This window comes from Pleurocapsa sp. FMAR1, assembly GCF_963665995.1.
Taxonomy (GTDB): Bacteria; Cyanobacteriota; Cyanobacteriia; order Cyanobacteriales; family Xenococcaceae; genus Waterburya.
Genome location: NZ_OY762512.1, coordinates 2,449,683 through 2,463,768 on the forward strand (window position 1 = coordinate 2,449,683; position 14,086 = coordinate 2,463,768).

General features: G+C 39.4%; 16 protein-coding genes. 7 read left to right on the top strand and 9 right to left on the bottom strand.

Annotated features, from left to right (window positions below; translation table 11 throughout):
• Window positions 1–9: 9 nt before the first annotated feature.
• Together SLP02_RS11815 and SLP02_RS11820 are read left to right on the top strand one after the other, a co-directional pair.
• Window positions 10–1,311, top strand: a complete 1,302-nt coding sequence (locus SLP02_RS11815; protein ID WP_319420854.1) for an O-antigen ligase family protein — start codon at window positions 10–12, stop codon at window positions 1,309–1,311.
• Between the two features lie 107 nt (window positions 1,312–1,418).
• Window positions 1,419–2,132 (top strand): response regulator transcription factor, encoded by a 714-nt coding sequence (locus SLP02_RS11820; protein ID WP_319420855.1) that lies wholly within the window; start codon window positions 1,419–1,421, stop codon window positions 2,130–2,132.
• Window positions 2,133–2,545: 413 nt separating this feature from the next.
• Here the strand turns inward: SLP02_RS11820 and SLP02_RS11825 are convergent, their stop codons facing one another.
• From SLP02_RS11825 to SLP02_RS11865, 9 genes are all read right to left on the bottom strand, one after another.
• Window positions 2,546–2,686 carry a type II toxin-antitoxin system HicA family toxin gene (locus tag SLP02_RS11825; RefSeq protein ID WP_319420856.1) on the bottom strand — a complete coding sequence of 47 codons (141 nt, stop codon included), beginning with the start codon at window positions 2,684–2,686 and terminating at the stop codon, window positions 2,546–2,548.
• Window positions 2,683–2,886, bottom strand: coding sequence for a type II toxin-antitoxin system HicB family antitoxin (locus SLP02_RS11830; protein ID WP_319420857.1), 204 nt, complete (start codon window positions 2,884–2,886; stop codon window positions 2,683–2,685). The genes SLP02_RS11825 and SLP02_RS11830 overlap by 4 nt, the downstream gene beginning before the upstream one ends.
• 173 nt (window positions 2,887–3,059) lie before the next feature.
• A complete protein-coding gene (locus SLP02_RS11835) occupies window positions 3,060–3,437 on the bottom strand; it encodes a GxxExxY protein (protein ID WP_319420858.1) in 378 nt (125 codons plus the stop codon).
• 137 nt (window positions 3,438–3,574) lie between these two features.
• Window positions 3,575–3,838 (bottom strand): phosphopantetheine-binding protein, encoded by a 264-nt coding sequence (locus SLP02_RS11840; RefSeq protein ID WP_319420859.1) that lies wholly within the window; start codon window positions 3,836–3,838, stop codon window positions 3,575–3,577.
• Window positions 3,753–4,370, bottom strand: coding sequence for a hypothetical protein (locus tag SLP02_RS11845; RefSeq protein WP_319420860.1), 618 nt, complete (start codon window positions 4,368–4,370; stop codon window positions 3,753–3,755). Before SLP02_RS11845 ends, SLP02_RS11840 begins: the two co-directional genes overlap by 86 nt.
• Window positions 4,371–4,571: 201 nt before the next feature.
• Window positions 4,572–5,987: a Re/Si-specific NAD(P)(+) transhydrogenase subunit beta gene (gene pntB / locus SLP02_RS11850; protein WP_319420861.1), complete on the bottom strand. Its 1,416-nt coding sequence runs from the start codon at window positions 5,985–5,987 to the stop codon at window positions 4,572–4,574.
• 86 nt (window positions 5,988–6,073) lie between these two features.
• Window positions 6,074–7,663: a Re/Si-specific NAD(P)(+) transhydrogenase subunit alpha gene (gene pntA / locus SLP02_RS11855; RefSeq protein ID WP_319420862.1), complete on the bottom strand. Its 1,590-nt coding sequence runs from the start codon at window positions 7,661–7,663 to the stop codon at window positions 6,074–6,076.
• Between the two features lie 540 nt (window positions 7,664–8,203).
• The gene (locus SLP02_RS11860) at window positions 8,204–8,464 is read right to left on the bottom strand and encodes a hypothetical protein (RefSeq protein WP_319420863.1); all 261 of its coding nucleotides are present in this window, start codon (window positions 8,462–8,464) and stop codon (window positions 8,204–8,206) included.
• Window positions 8,457–8,978: a pentapeptide repeat-containing protein gene (locus SLP02_RS11865; RefSeq protein WP_319420864.1), complete on the bottom strand. Its 522-nt coding sequence runs from the start codon at window positions 8,976–8,978 to the stop codon at window positions 8,457–8,459. The genes SLP02_RS11860 and SLP02_RS11865 overlap by 8 nt, the downstream gene beginning before the upstream one ends.
• Between SLP02_RS11865 and SLP02_RS11870 the strand changes: the two genes are divergently transcribed.
• The 5 genes from SLP02_RS11870 (at window position 8,946) to bchD (ending at window position 13,985) form a co-directional block, all read left to right on the top strand.
• Window positions 8,946–9,302: a hypothetical protein gene (locus tag SLP02_RS11870; RefSeq protein WP_319420865.1), complete on the top strand. Its 357-nt coding sequence runs from the start codon at window positions 8,946–8,948 to the stop codon at window positions 9,300–9,302. The two genes, SLP02_RS11865 and SLP02_RS11870, sit on opposite strands and share 33 nt — an antisense overlap.
• A 208-nt stretch (window positions 9,303–9,510) precedes the next feature.
• Window positions 9,511–10,347: a prephenate/arogenate dehydrogenase gene (locus SLP02_RS11875; RefSeq protein WP_319420866.1), complete on the top strand. Its 837-nt coding sequence runs from the start codon at window positions 9,511–9,513 to the stop codon at window positions 10,345–10,347.
• A 56-nt stretch (window positions 10,348–10,403) separates the two neighbouring features.
• Complete coding sequence (locus SLP02_RS11880; RefSeq protein WP_319420867.1) at window positions 10,404–10,871, top strand: hypothetical protein; 468 nt, start codon at window positions 10,404–10,406, stop codon at window positions 10,869–10,871.
• A 74-nt stretch (window positions 10,872–10,945) separates the two neighbouring features.
• Entirely contained in the window at window positions 10,946–11,791 is an 846-nt protein-coding gene (locus SLP02_RS11885) for an ion transporter (RefSeq protein ID WP_319420868.1), read from the top strand.
• Window positions 11,792–11,957: 166 nt separating this feature from the next.
• Window positions 11,958–13,985 carry a magnesium chelatase ATPase subunit D gene (gene bchD, locus SLP02_RS11890; protein WP_319420869.1) on the top strand — a complete coding sequence of 676 codons (2,028 nt, stop codon included), beginning with the start codon at window positions 11,958–11,960 and terminating at the stop codon, window positions 13,983–13,985.
• The last annotated feature ends 101 nt before the right edge of the window (window positions 13,986–14,086 follow it).

Below are 14,086 nucleotides of genomic sequence, written 5' to 3' on the forward strand. Positions count from 1 at the left end.
TTAAATTGCATGAAAGTTAGCAAAAGCAACGGCTTGTTTAATGACTATTCTCAACAAAGCTCAGATTGGACATGGTTATGTTTTAGTCTTAGTATTTTTGTTTTACCGCTTTTTCCTACCCTAGGAACAGTGGGACTATTAATCATAATCATCAAGTCTGGACAGGATAATTTACGTAAGATCATAGCCAATCGCCATAACCAAGCCCTGGCTATATTGTCTATTTTATTCATTGTCAGTTCGGCTTTGGCAGAACAACCCAAGGACGCTTGGCTAGGGCTAGCTAATTTTCTGCCATTTTTTTTACTGTTTGCAGCTTTGAAACCTTTAATCAGGCATCCTGTTCAACTGAAGCAGCTGTCTTGGTTGTTAATCCTTCCTTCCTTGCCAATTGTGGTTTTAGGCTTTGGTCAGCTATTTGCTGGCTGGTATACTCTTCCTTTAGTAAAGTCTATTTTAGGTTGGAAGCTAGTGGCACAAGGAGTGCCGACGGGAAGGATGTCAGCAGTATTTAACTATACTAATTTTCTGGCTATTTATCTGGCGATCGCCTTTAGTTTAGCTTTAGGATTATGGTTAGATACTTGGCAAGCTTGGCGAAAAAACCCAGCCAGTAAAAAGTCTCAGATATTATCATTGCTTACCATAATTTTGCTAGCAGATATTAGCGGATTAATTCTTACTAGTTCTCGCAACGCTTGGGGGCTAGCTGCGATTAGCTTTATGGCTTATGTCGCATATATGGGTTGGCGTTGGCTAATATATGGCGTAAGTAGTGCTGCTACGGCAATTCTTTGGGCATCTTTTGCCCCCAATTTAGGCGGCACTCAATTAAGAAAGGTTGTTCCTAGCTTTTTTTGGGCAAGACTGTCAGATCGAGATTATCAACGCCCTGTAGAAACTCTACGCATTACCCTATGGGAATTCTGCTGGGATCTAATTAAACAACGCCCTTTATTTGGTTGGGGTTTGAGAAACTTTACCCCTCTCTACGAAGCCAAAACAAATTTTTGGTTTGGACATCCTCACAATTTATTTTTAATGCTCGGTGCAGAGACAGGAATTATTGCTGTTTTATTGATTATCTGTATTGTTGGCTCAATTATGGCTCAGGGGGTAAAATTGCTTCTCGATTGGTCTACAGATGATTCTAGGCTGATCTTTTTTAGCTATCTAGTCACCTTTACGTGCTGCATTCTTTTTAATCTTTTTGATGTGACTATTTTCGATTTACGAGTAAATGTTATTGGCTGGGTACTTCTTTCTGCTATTAGTGGTGTAATTACGGCAAAACAATCAGCAAAAGCATAGTTTAATAAATTATGCACATCCAAACTATACTGTTTTAGTTATCAGCTTTTTTTGGGATTATAGTAAATAAATAGTGAAGCAATTGATTGATTCATTGCTCATTGAAAATGGAAATACTTATTGTTGAAGACGAACAAGAAATTGCTCAATTAATAGAACAAACTTTGACTAGGGAAAGTTTTGCTTGTCGTGTTGCTCATGATGGATTGACCGCACTAGAGATATTTAAGCAGCAGCAGCCAGATTTAGTAATTCTCGATTTAATGCTTCCTGGTTTAGATGGATTGGAAGTATGTACCCGCATTCGTCAGCAGCCATATAACAAAGATCCCTATATCCTAATGCTCACAGCTAGAGGAGAAGAAATAGATCGAGTAATTGGGCTTTCTACTGGGGCTGATGATTATTTAGTTAAGCCATTTAGCCCTAGAGAATTGGTTGCTAGAGTTCGAGCCTTATTAAGGCGTAGTTTGCGGCACGACGTACAAGAAACATCTCAGATTTATCGCACTAAACATTTTTCCGTCGATCTAGATCAACATTTAGCAACAAGACAGTTAAATACCCAAACTTCTGACGAACTAGACTTAACGACTTTAGAGTTTAATTTATTAGCAACCTTTTTAAGCTATCCTGGTCGAGTTTGGAGTCGTACCCAACTAATCGACAAACTTTGGGGCAATGACTTTTTTGGTGATGAAAGAGTTGTTGATACCCATATTAGAAGACTGCGTAAAAAAATTGAGCCAGATTCAGCCAATCCAACATTTGTCAAAACAGTGGTAGGAGTTGGCTATAAGTTTGAAGATGACAATGTTTAATTAACCACAAGTGAATAGTTAGGAGTCGGATTTAAAAGAAAATTTTCTTGGATCTGCATTAGACTCTATAAAAGTATTTAATTCTTCCACTTTTAGTTTTCAGCCTTTTATTTTTACTTTTTCATATTTGATTCCTGATTGCTATAGTTAGTTTCCTATATTTTTTGACATAATGAAAATTACTATGTCAATTGTAAACAAAAATCGCATTTTTGATGTGTGAAAATAGAAAAGCGATCGCATTTTTGAGTTAATAAGTTATTTGGTTTTTATCTCGCGCACCAGATGCAAAGACGCAGAGGAGTTATAGGTTTAGGAGAATAGCGATCGCTTTAATTACTAATCAATTACAACTTATTTTCAGAGATACCAGAAACTTTGAGAAAATGTTTTAATAAGCCAGTTTTTAATGTTTAATTACCGTGTATCGGAACAGAAATTCTCTGAGGATTACCAGATTTGCCGAAAATATGATGACTACCACTTACTCTTAAAAGCACCCATCCATTTTGCTCTAATAATTTAGCAAATTTTTTCCCGTTAACAGACTTCATACTGCAATTTCTAAAATTTGAGCATTACTATCTAATTCAAGATCGGCTTCATTTACAGATAAACATCCTTCGACTGCTTCATAAATATTTTGCAGCAACTCTTCAAAACTCTCACCTTGCGTAGCACAACCAGGAATAGCAGGTACTTCTGCCCAAAATCCGCCTTCTTCGGCTGTATGAATAATAACTTTTAATTTCATAGTGAGTTTTTCAGATGTTTTGATATATCAGAAAATGATACGTCAATTGTAAACAAAGATCGCATTTTTGATGTGTAGAGGTGGAAAAAGCGATCGCATTTTTAAGTTAATAAGTTATTTGGTTTTTATCTCGCGCACCAGATGCAAAGACGCAAAGAAAGAAAGCAGAGATTTTATAAATTATTAACGATGCGAGTAATACCATTTTTAATGAGATCGGTATTAAAGTTGATGAGTAAACCTAAATGCTTGTTAGTAAGACGAAGATAAGTTAAAAGTTGTTTCTTATGAACTGGAGCGATATGTTCTACAGACTTCAACTCAATAATTACTAAATTCTCTACAATAAAGTCTGCCCTAAAACCTTCTCCTAAGTGCATCCCCTCATAAACCACAGGAATGGGCTTCTGTCTCTCAAACCTTAAACCTCGCTTCTGCAACTCATAAGCCATCACTACCTCGTAAACTGACTCCAACAAGCCCGCACCCAGTTTCGTATGAATCTGATACGCAGCATCCACAATCTCCTTACTAATCCCATTCTCCCTCACAGATCAATCCCTTTGCTTCCTTCTCTTACAATTCCCAAGACCAAATAAAAAATCTCTCTGCGTAAAATTTACTTAGACTATTTCTACTGTATTTTTTCACATACTATATCTACAGATTTCTTTTACTATAATAGATTCTAATCGTGAGTAATCGATCCACAAATACAAGAAATCCAATTAGTTCCTGTAAAATCATCTGGTATTTCTATATCGAACTCTTTTTCTATTGCCTGTATAATTTCTACTGTATCTAAACTATCTGCACCTAAATCTTTGCTTAGAATAGAATCTATTGTTATTATTCGTTCCTCAATGCTATCTATAAATCTTAACTCCTTCAATATAACCCTCGTCACTGTAATTGGAACTAGAACTATCCCAACTAAAATGATAAATTTCACCTATGCCTAGATCGTCGTTTAGTATAGTATTTAAAGTTATTTGCTCCTCTTCTACTTCTAAATTCTCTATAATTAGGTTTTTTATTCTTATGAAGGTATTAAGTTCTTTATAATCATTTATCTGAATATTAGGATTAGCTTCTTTAAATTCATGTATTTTTTTTAGCTCTTCCTCTTCTCGTGCTTTTTCAATTCTTCTCTCTTCAGCTTCTTTTTCTTTCCTAATTCTTTGCTCTTCAGCTTCTCTTATTCGCTTTTGAATTTCTAATTCTGCTTTAATTCTCTCTTCTTCTGCAATTTTGTTTCGTAATGGCTCGATCCTTAAATTCAGGATATCTTTAATGAACGAAAAATCTATTTGATGTCCACTTTTAGTATGTATATCTGTCGCTACTCTCCAGACAACTTCATTACTTTGATCAAGAATTACACTCAAAGCATCTTTACTACTATTAGGCAAAAGCTGATTAATAGATTGATTAACAGCGTACTCTAAAATCTCAAGTTTATAATTTTCGTTTTGAATAGCCATAAAAAAATAAAAAGAAAATCACTCATACAAATATAATTCCCTTTTTTTATAAAACCGCAACAAACATAGATAAATTCCTTTGCTTCCTTATCCTACAATTCTCAACACCAAACAGAAAAACCCTTCGCGCCTCTGCGTCTTTGCGCGAGACAAAAAAAATCCCCCTAAAACTAGGAGGATTCAAAAATAACTTAAGCTGTTTTAAGCAGCAACCAATTCTTTCTCAGTCTTAGACAACTCATTCAACAACGCGCTAACATTAGCTTTCGCATCGCCGAATAACATTTGATTGTTATCCATATAGAACAAAGGATTATCTACTCCTGCATAACCAATACCCAGACTACGCTTCATAACTACAACGTTTTGAGCTTTCCAAACTTCCATTACGGGCATACCTGCAATGGGGCTGGTAGGATCGTCCAAGGCGCTGGGGTTAACGGTGTCGTTAGCTCCAATTACCAAGACAACATCTGTATTAGATAAATCGTCGTTAATTTCGTCCATCTCTAACACGATGTCGTAGGGAACATTAGCTTCTGCTAACAGTACGTTCATGTGTCCAGGCATTCTTCCCGCTACGGGATGGATACCAAAGCGGACTTCTTTGCCTTGTTTGCGGAGGATTTTAGTAATGTCGGAAACAGAATGTTGTGCTTGGGCAACTGCCATACCATAACCAGGTACGATAACCACACTTTTAGCATCGTTGAGCATTTCTGCCACTTCTTCGACGTTAGTGGCAGTAGCTTCGCCCATAGGTTTAGCTTCGCCTGTAGGTGCAGCAGCAGAACCTTCCCCAAAACCGCCTAAAATTACGCTGATAAAGGAACGGTTCATGGCTTCGCACATAATGTAGCTGAGGATCGCACCACTGCTTCCGACTAACGCACCAGTTACAATTAGTACGTCATTGGAAAGCATAAAGCCAGCAGCAGCAGCAGCCCAACCTGAATAGCTGTTGAGCATGGAGATAACTACGGGCATATCTGCCCCACCGATACCCATAACGAGCAGGAAACCAAGAATACAGGCTAATGCAGTCATGATTAACAGTGGCTGTAAGCCGTCGGCTGTTTGCATAAACTGCACGCCCAAAACTACAGAACCAACTAACAAAGCGATATTAATTAAATGACGGGCAGGTAGCATTAGCGGCTTGCTGCCAAAAGAACCGTTTAGCTTACCAAAGGCGACTACAGAACCAGCAAAGGTAATAGCACCAATAAAGATACCGATATAGATTTCGAGTTCGTGAATGGTAGCTTCAACCCCAGTCAAGCCATTTTCAGGCTGAAGATAAGTTGCCAAACCAACTAACACAGCAGCTAAACCTACAAAACTATGGAGAATAGCTACAAGTTCGGGCATAGAAGTCATAGCTACTCTAGCAGCGAGAACTGAGCCGATAATAGCCCCAGGAACGATCGCACCAACTAGAACTCCGTAACCGTTTACCTGGGCGCTGAGGGCAGTAGCGACAAATGCGATCGCCATACCAATAATTCCGAACAGGTTACCCCGACGGGCTGTTTCCTGGTTGGATAATCCTCCCAGGCTGAGGATAAATAAGGCACTGGCTGCAATATAAGCAACCGCCACAAGATTATTTGTCATATTGATAAGAATGAAAAGGTCAATTATGAAAATGTATCGGTAGGGGCGATTCGCGAATCGCCCTTACGAGATTGTAGATAGATAAATTATTTCTGGAACATTTTGAGCATCCGTTGGGTAACAAGGAAGCCACCAGAGATGTTGATTGTGCCGACTAAAATTGCGATCGCGCCTAGAATTACCGAGGGTGAAGTTATTTCTCCTGAGATCTGCAACATACCGCCCAGGATAATGATGCCACTAATAGCGTTAGTCACACTCATCAAAGGTGTATGTAAGGCAGGAGAAACGTTCCAAATTACTTGGTAGCCGATAAAGCAGGCTAAGACAAAAACGGTAAAGTGAGACAAGAAAGAGCTTGGCGCACCGATACCAATTCCCAAGAGTGCTAAACCAGCTACAACTACCCAAAGAACACCGCTAGATTTTTTCTTTTCTGGAGTGATGGGGGTAATTACAGACTTTGCCTGGGCAGGAGGCGTAGGCGAAGGGTTGTCAATTTTTGGCGGAGGCCAAGTTACTTTGCCTTCGTGAACAATCAGCGCACCTCGCACAACCTGATCTTCGTAGTCAACTTTATAGTCTTCTGCCCCACCCATGTCTTTGAGTAAGTGCCAAAGGTTTGTCCCATATAGTTGACTAGACTGGGCAGCCATCCGACTGGGTAAGTCCGTTAAACCAACAATAGTTACGCCGTCGTATTTATAAATTTCGTTGGGTTTAGTTACCTCGCAGTTTCCACCCTGTTCGGCTGCCAAATCTACGACTACAGAACCTTCCTTCATCATTTCTACCATGTCGGTCAGAATGAGTTTTGGTGCTGGTCTGCCTGGAATTAGGGCAGTAGTAATAATAATATCGATTTCTTTAGCTTGCTCTCTAAAGAGTGCCATCTCGGCATCGATAAACTCTTTGCTCATAGTTTTGGCATAGCCACCAGCACCAGAACCGTCTTCTTCAAACTCAAGCTCAAGAAATTCTGCACCAAGGCTTTCCACCTGTTCTTTTACCGCAGGACGAGTATCAAAAGCACGCACTATTGCACCAAGACTTCTGGCTGCGCCAATGGCTGCTAAACCTGCTACTCCAGCACCAATTACCATTACTTTAGCAGGAGGAACTTTACCCGCAGCGGTGATTTGCCCTGTAAAGAAGCGACCAAAGTTGTTAGCAGCCTCGATAACTGCCCGATAGCCCGCAATATTAGCCATCGAAGATAAGGCATCCATTTTTTGGGCGCGACTGATTCTCGGCACTGCATCCATCGCTAAAACTGTTGCTTGGCGATCTGCTAGCTTGTTTAATAATTCTTCATTTTGTGCGGGCCAGATAAAGCTAATAATAGTTTTACCTTCGGGCATCACCTCAATTTCCGCATCTTCGGGAGCGCGAACCTTAAGGATAATATCCGCTTCTGACCAAAGAGAGGCTGCATCACTGACAATGGTACAGTCTGCTTCTTGATAGGCTTGATCTGTAAAATTAGCTGCTGCCCCTGCATTGCTTTCTACTAAAATTTCAAAGCCGAGTTTTTGTAGCTTTTTAACCGTATTAGGTGTGGCTGCGACACGGCATTCATTGTTATATATTTCTTTTGGTATGCCAATTTTACGAGGAGCTTGCTTACCTTGTGGCTGATTGCTATCCTGTGTTTGCCTATCGACGGTTGCAGTCATAAATTCTCCTAAGAATGTGAATGTACGAAATAATATAAGGACTAAAAAATCTTCTTATTAAAATTAAGCAATGCTAAAGCTATAAATTCCCCCAAGTAATTGATTCTAAAACGATCCCCCAGTTTTGTAGCCTATTCTTTAACTTGTCTTAGTAATTATTAAATATATCTCCAGCTTTTTCTCAAGATATAAGAATCTACCAAATACTTGTAGGATATATGTTCTGATAATTGAATTGATGGTTAATAACGTCTTGGTAACAAAAACTTTTGTTAAGTATTTATTTCTATCAAAAATTAGGTTTGTCTATGGTGCGATCGCATAACCGATTGAACAGATCGCTTTCGAGACTTGAAACGATAATTAGCTTGTGCTGTTTTCTGTCTTACAGGCGATCGCTCTGGCGGTGCTAGCAAAACGTAGGGTGAGCATTGGAAAGATATGTAGAGGGAAAAGATTAATATTATAATGCCCACCATCGCAACCAAGTATAGATGATGGGTAAATTTGGTGGGCAGCAAGCTATTCTTGAAACGATAATTAGCTTGTGCTATTTTTTGCCCACCCTACAGGCGATCGCTCTCGCGGTTCTAGCAAAACGTAGGGTGGGCATTGGAAAGATATGTAGAGGGAAAAGATTAATATTGTAATGCCCACCAACGCAACTAAGATAAATAATGGGTAAATTTGGTGTGCAATAAGCTGTTCTTGAAACGCTAATTTGCTAGTATCATCCTTTGCCCACCCTACAGGCGATCGCTCTTTGATAGCAGCTCCAAATGATAATTTACATCTAGGCATCAATGAATTTGAAAGCAGCTTCAAAATTCCCGTCGGGCATAGTAGTCTGACCGACATAGGCATTGGGACAGCGAATGCTTCTGGGTTGACCTTCTGGCAAGATGATTTTGGCAAGATTAACTTGGAAGATAAGGCTGTCTTGAAACAAAGTCCTCGTCAAATTAGCATTAAAGAGGTCTGTTTTGACCAGAGTAGCCCCAGTCAAGTCAGCATCAGTCAAATCAGCTTTCCACAAGCTGGCACGAACAAAATTGGCTCCAGTCAGATCGGCATCCCTTAGATTAGCCAAGTTCATTCGAGAACGAAACAAGTAGGTTCCAACCATTTTAGCTCCGCTCAAATTAACTCTATCCATAATGAAGGATTCCAGGTTAACTCCACTCAAGATAATATCACTCAGATTGGCTTCTTGAAAAGCTCCGACACTAGAATTAGCAGGAAACTGAACGCCAGCGAAGTTTCTTTCTCCAGTGGCATAGCGTTGGAGCAAATCGTCAGGGGTAATGTAGGTCATTTTAACGATATTGAAATAATTAATGTCCTCAATAATAGCGCAACCAATATCTGGTCAAATTTAATCCAATCCGAAACAGAATTAGACATCGATTTTCAAATAATCGACTTACCCAAAGGACAACTAGCCGAAGCTACCATCACTGACTTTGATGACTCGGCAAAACCCAACGCAGGAACAATTCTCATCGACCGTGATGCCAACGGGAGCGGCTGGTTTATCGATGAAACACCCTTAGATAACTCAGAATTCACCGCCCAAAACACAGCGGTTCTAGCAAAACGTAGGGTGGGCATTGAAAGATATGTAAAGGGAAAAGATTAATATTGTAATGCCCACCAACGCAACCAAGATAGATGATGTGTAAATTTGGTGTGCAATAAGCTGTTCTTGAAACGCTAATTTGCTAGTATCATCCTTTGCCCACCCTACAGGCTACAGGCTATAAATTTTCTTCAAAAGCTAATTCTAGCTGCTATCCTAAAACGATCCCCAGTTTTGTATCCTATTCTTTTGAGCAATAAAATTGATAATGAAAATTGGTATTGTGGGCTTGGGTTTAATCGGTGGTTCTTTGGGCATCGATTTGCGATCGCAAGGACACCAGATCACAGGCATTTCCCGTCAAGAAACTACCTGTAAGACTGCCATTGCTAAAGGCATTGTGGATCGAGCTAGTACCAAATTTGATTTGCTGCAAGATTTAGAGCTAATGATTGTCTGTACTCCTATTTCGGCGATCGCATCTACCATTAAACAAATAATTCCCCATCTTAATACCGATACTATCATTACTGACGTAGGTTCTGTCAAATCGCCAATTGTTAAAGAATGCAGTCAGCTATGGTCAAACTTTATTGGTGGACACCCCATGGCAGGAACAGCCGAAAGCGGTATTGAAGCAGCACAGGCAAATTTGTTCACAGGTGCAGCCTATGTATTTACGCCTACGGAACAGACTAAGCCTGAAAATATAGCCAAATTAAAAGCGATCGCCTTAGATTTAAATGCTGTTCCCTATATTTGCGATGCTCAAATACACGATCGCGCCGTTAGCTATATTTCCCATTTGCCCGTGATGATCAGTGCAAGTTTGATACAGGCTTGTCTACAAGAACCACCAGACACATTACAATTAGCTCAAATACTTGCCAGTTCAGGCTTTAGGGATACCAGTCGTGTTGGTGGTGGTAATCCAGAATTAGGGGTAATGATGGCAAAATATAATCGAACTGAGTTATTGCGATCGCTTTACAGTTACCGAGATAATCTAGATGAAATTATTGATTTGATTGAAGCGGAAAGTTGGGATAGTTTGGCAGGAGTATTAAAGGTAAATGGAGAGGAAAGATCGAAGTTTTTGAATTAATTTTGATTACTACTGAATATTTTTGAATCGATATAGATAATTAATTTGCTTGAAAAATGGAAAAATCATTATCTTCTGTATGTATAGACGAATCGTTACAGCCTTTAGTATGGTTTGGCTACTATCTTCTTGTGAAGTGGGCTTCTGAGGGAATAAAAAGTATTATGAATAATAAAAAGAAAAATTATTTTCCTTTATACTTTAGCTTGACTACAGTTGCTATCTTGACGTTTTTTGCCAAATACACTTATATAAGTTCAATTATTATGGGAATATCCATATTCGCACATGAAGTTTTATGGAAAGAAAATAAATATGCTGCGTCGATAGTTTTTTTATTTCTAGGTATAGCTTTTACTTTTAGCTTAATTGAAACAACAATTTTGCATTCTATAATAGGATTAACATTTGTGTTGTTGAGCTTTATACTTATCAAAAATGAAAAAAGAATAAATTTTTTTATTAGAGTATTAAGATCCAAAAAAATAAGTTTTAAATCATTAGATATAGTACTTTTTTTATAGTTAAAGTTAAAAGAAATCGCACCGTTAGCTGGATTTATCATTTACATATAGTCCATATTTTCTTAAAAAGTATAGTGTTACCAGAAGATCTAGTAGTAACAGAAGAGTCCAAAATCAAATCACTATCATTACGTCGCAAAATAGCTTTTTATTTAGAAGATACTGAAACTAGTTTAGGTTTGTGGTTAGATTTAGTTATTTTAGGATTAATATTATTATCTTCAGGAATATTCGTTGCCCAAACATATCCTATTAGTCAACAATTACAAACGATATTAAGCAATATAGATTTAATAATTTTGATTATTTTTACTATTGAATATCTAGTGCGTTGTTGGTCAGCAGATAATCCTCAAAAATACTTTTTTAGCTTCTTCGGGTTTATAGATTTAATTTCCGTTTTGCCATTGCTTTTAGGATGGATTAATGTTGGTTACTTGCGGATATTTCGTTGGTTTCGGATTTTGCGAATTATTAGATTTTGGAAAATAGAAAAACTTTTACCAGGTATTCAAGCCAAAGACAGCATTGTTTTAATACGCATCTTTCTAACTCTATTTACCATAATTTTTGTTTATGCAGGATTAATTTATCAAGTAGAATATCAAATAAATAGCGATCGCCTAAAAAACTTTTTTGATGCTCTTTATTTCGTGGTGGTAACCATGACAACTGTTGGCTATGGCGACGTTACACCCTTATCTCAGCCAGGAAGAGTTATGACATTATTAATGATTTTTACAGGAGTTTTATTGATTCCTTGGCAACTGAGTGAATTAATTAGACAAATAGTAAAAAGCTCTATAGTCAAAACCTCTAGCTTTATAGAGCATAAATGTAGTAACTGTAATTTATCTCGCCACGATTCTGATGCTCAGTTTTGTAAACAATGTGGAGCTAAATTAGGAATAAAAATTTAAATATAGTTCACAACTTGGAAGGTTTATAAATTTTAGAAAAGTTCAAAGTTATAATCATCAAATTAAATACTCAATAGCTCAACTATTGCTTTGAGTTTGACCCCCTAAATAGATTACAGTTAGTTACTAGGTTTTATTAGCCTCAAGAAATTCCCAAGCGATCGCCATGCCTGCTGTAACTACTGCCCCTAAAAATTTTAACTTTCCCTTAACTGCCGTTGTTGGACAAGAATCTATCAAGCTGGCTTTATTGTTGTCGGCTATCGATCCAGAACTGGGAGGAGTAGCGATCGCTGGTCGTCGAGGAACGGCTAAATCGGTTATGGCACGGGCGATTTACAATCTTTTGCCCCCGATAGAAATTATCAAGGGTTCTCTTTACAACTGCGATCCGTCTAAGCCTCAAGATTGGGATGATGATACCGTTGCTCAGTATGGCAATATAGCCTTAGAAGATATTCCAACTCAGATAGTGCCTGCGCCTTTTGTGCAGATACCATTGGGAGTCACAGAAGACAGGTTAGTTGGCTCAGTGGATTTAGAAGAGTCGGTTAAGCAGGGCGAACCCATATTTCAACCAGGGTTACTGGCTCAGGCGCATCGCGGGGTTTTGTATATTGATGAAATTAATCTTTTAGACGAGCAAATTGCCAATCAACTACTGACAGTTTTAACCGATGGACGTAACGTAATTGAACGCGAAGGCATTAGCTTTCAGCATCCCTGTAAGCCAATTCTCATTGCTACATATAATCCTGAAGAAGGAGTACTGCGGGAGCATCTTTTAGATCGAATTGCGATCGCTCTTTCTGCTGATCGTGCGTTATCCCTCGAACAAAGAGTAGAAGCAGTAAATCAGGTGATCGACTTTACCAGTTCTCCCCAAGAATTTGTCAATGCCTATGAAGAAGACACCGATAGTCTCCAAACTGATATTATTTTGGCGCGGGAATGGCTCAAGGAAGTCAAAATAACGCACGAGCAAATACTCTATTTAGTTCAAGAGGCCGTCAGGGGAACAGTAGAGGGGCATCGAGCCGAACTGTTTGCCGTTCGGGTAGCCAAAGCCTGTGCAGCCTTAGACGGTAGAGATAACGTTACTGCTGATGATTTACGCAAAGCGGTAGAATTAGTAATTGTTCCCCGTGCCACTACTATCGAAGCACCCCCTGACGACGCACCGCCTCCACCACCGCCACCACCCGAACAGCAGCAGCCTGATGAGGAACCAAATCAGGATCAAGATGAGGATGAATCAGAAGAAGAGGAGCAAGAAGAACCCGAACAAGAACCTCCTGCTATTCCTGATGAGTTTGTCTTTGATATTGAAGGGGTAGTATTAGATCCAGAAGTGCTTACCTTTGCCCAAACTATGCAGCGTCAGGGTAAATCTGGGGCGCGGAATTTAATCTTCTCAGAGGATCGCGGACGCTATATTAAGCCGATGATTCCCAAGGGCAAAGTTAAAAGGATTGCCATAGATGCCACGCTGCGTAATGCTGCTCCTTACCAGAAAGCTAGGCGAGAACGTAATCCTGGGCGCAACGTCATTGTTGAGCAAAGCGATTTACGCTCTAAGCGTATGGCACGCAAGGCTGGTTCGTTAATTATCTTTGTAGTTGATGCCTCTGGTTCGATGGCACTGAATAGAATGCAGTCAGCTAAAGGTGCGGTGATGCGCCTTTTGACAGAAGCTTATGAAAACCGCGACCAAATATCTTTAATTCCGTTCCGTGGTGAACGGGCTGATGTTTTGTTGCCTCCTACCCGCTCAATAACTATGGCAAAAGGCAGATTGGAAAGCCTTCCCTGTGGTGGAGGCTCTCCTTTATCTCATGGTTTAACCCAAGCGGTAAACGTGGGTATTAACGCCCAAATGTCGGGAGATATCGGACAGGTAGTTATTGTAGCCATTACCGATGGTCGAGGTAATATTTCTCTGTCTCGTTCTTTGGGTGAAACTCCAGAAGCAGGAGCAGAAAAACCAAATATCAAAGAGGAATTACTTAATATAGCGGGAAAAATACGCGCTATAAACATGAAACTGCTGGTAATTGATACAGAAAGCCGTTTTGTCTCGACTGGATTTGCCAAGGAACTAGCTAAACAGGCTGGTGGAACATACTATCATTTGCCTAAAGCGACGGATAAGGCGATCGCCGATATGGCTAGAGGCGCAATTTCTAATCTCTAGAGTGCAGTAATCAGTAACTACTCGGCTAAAACTTACGCACCTGCCCCCTAGCCCCTAAAGTTGGGGGCTAGGGGGAGGGAATTTACTAGACTGCGTAAGTC

What these genes read in the sequence shown, in the direction of transcription:
- SLP02_RS11830 (WP_319420857.1), bottom strand. Translation starts at nt 2,886, where the DNA reads ATGAAATTAAAAGTTATTATTCATACAGCCGAAGAAGGCGGATTTTGG.
- SLP02_RS11865 (WP_319420864.1), bottom strand. Translation starts at nt 8,978, where the DNA reads ATGACCTACATTACCCCTGACGATTTGCTCCAACGCTATGCCACTGGA.
- bchD (WP_319420869.1), top strand. Translation starts at nt 11,958, where the DNA reads ATGCCTGCTGTAACTACTGCCCCTAAAAATTTTAACTTTCCCTTAACT.
- SLP02_RS11875 (WP_319420866.1), top strand. Translation starts at nt 9,511, where the DNA reads ATGAAAATTGGTATTGTGGGCTTGGGTTTAATCGGTGGTTCTTTGGGC.
- pntA (WP_319420862.1), bottom strand. Translation starts at nt 7,663, where the DNA reads ATGACTGCAACCGTCGATAGGCAAACACAGGATAGCAATCAGCCACAA.
- SLP02_RS11820 (WP_319420855.1), top strand. Translation starts at nt 1,419, where the DNA reads ATGGAAATACTTATTGTTGAAGACGAACAAGAAATTGCTCAATTAATA.
- SLP02_RS11815 (WP_319420854.1), top strand. Translation starts at nt 10, where the DNA reads ATGAAAGTTAGCAAAAGCAACGGCTTGTTTAATGACTATTCTCAACAA.
- SLP02_RS11880 (WP_319420867.1), top strand. Translation starts at nt 10,404, where the DNA reads ATGGAAAAATCATTATCTTCTGTATGTATAGACGAATCGTTACAGCCT.
- SLP02_RS11845 (WP_319420860.1), bottom strand. Translation starts at nt 4,370, where the DNA reads ATGGCTATTCAAAACGAAAATTATAAACTTGAGATTTTAGAGTACGCT.
- SLP02_RS11825 (WP_319420856.1), bottom strand. Translation starts at nt 2,686, where the DNA reads ATGAAGTCTGTTAACGGGAAAAAATTTGCTAAATTATTAGAGCAAAAT.
- pntB (WP_319420861.1), bottom strand. Translation starts at nt 5,987, where the DNA reads ATGACAAATAATCTTGTGGCGGTTGCTTATATTGCAGCCAGTGCCTTA.
- SLP02_RS11860 (WP_319420863.1), bottom strand. Translation starts at nt 8,464, where the DNA reads ATGCCTAGATGTAAATTATCATTTGGAGCTGCTATCAAAGAGCGATCG.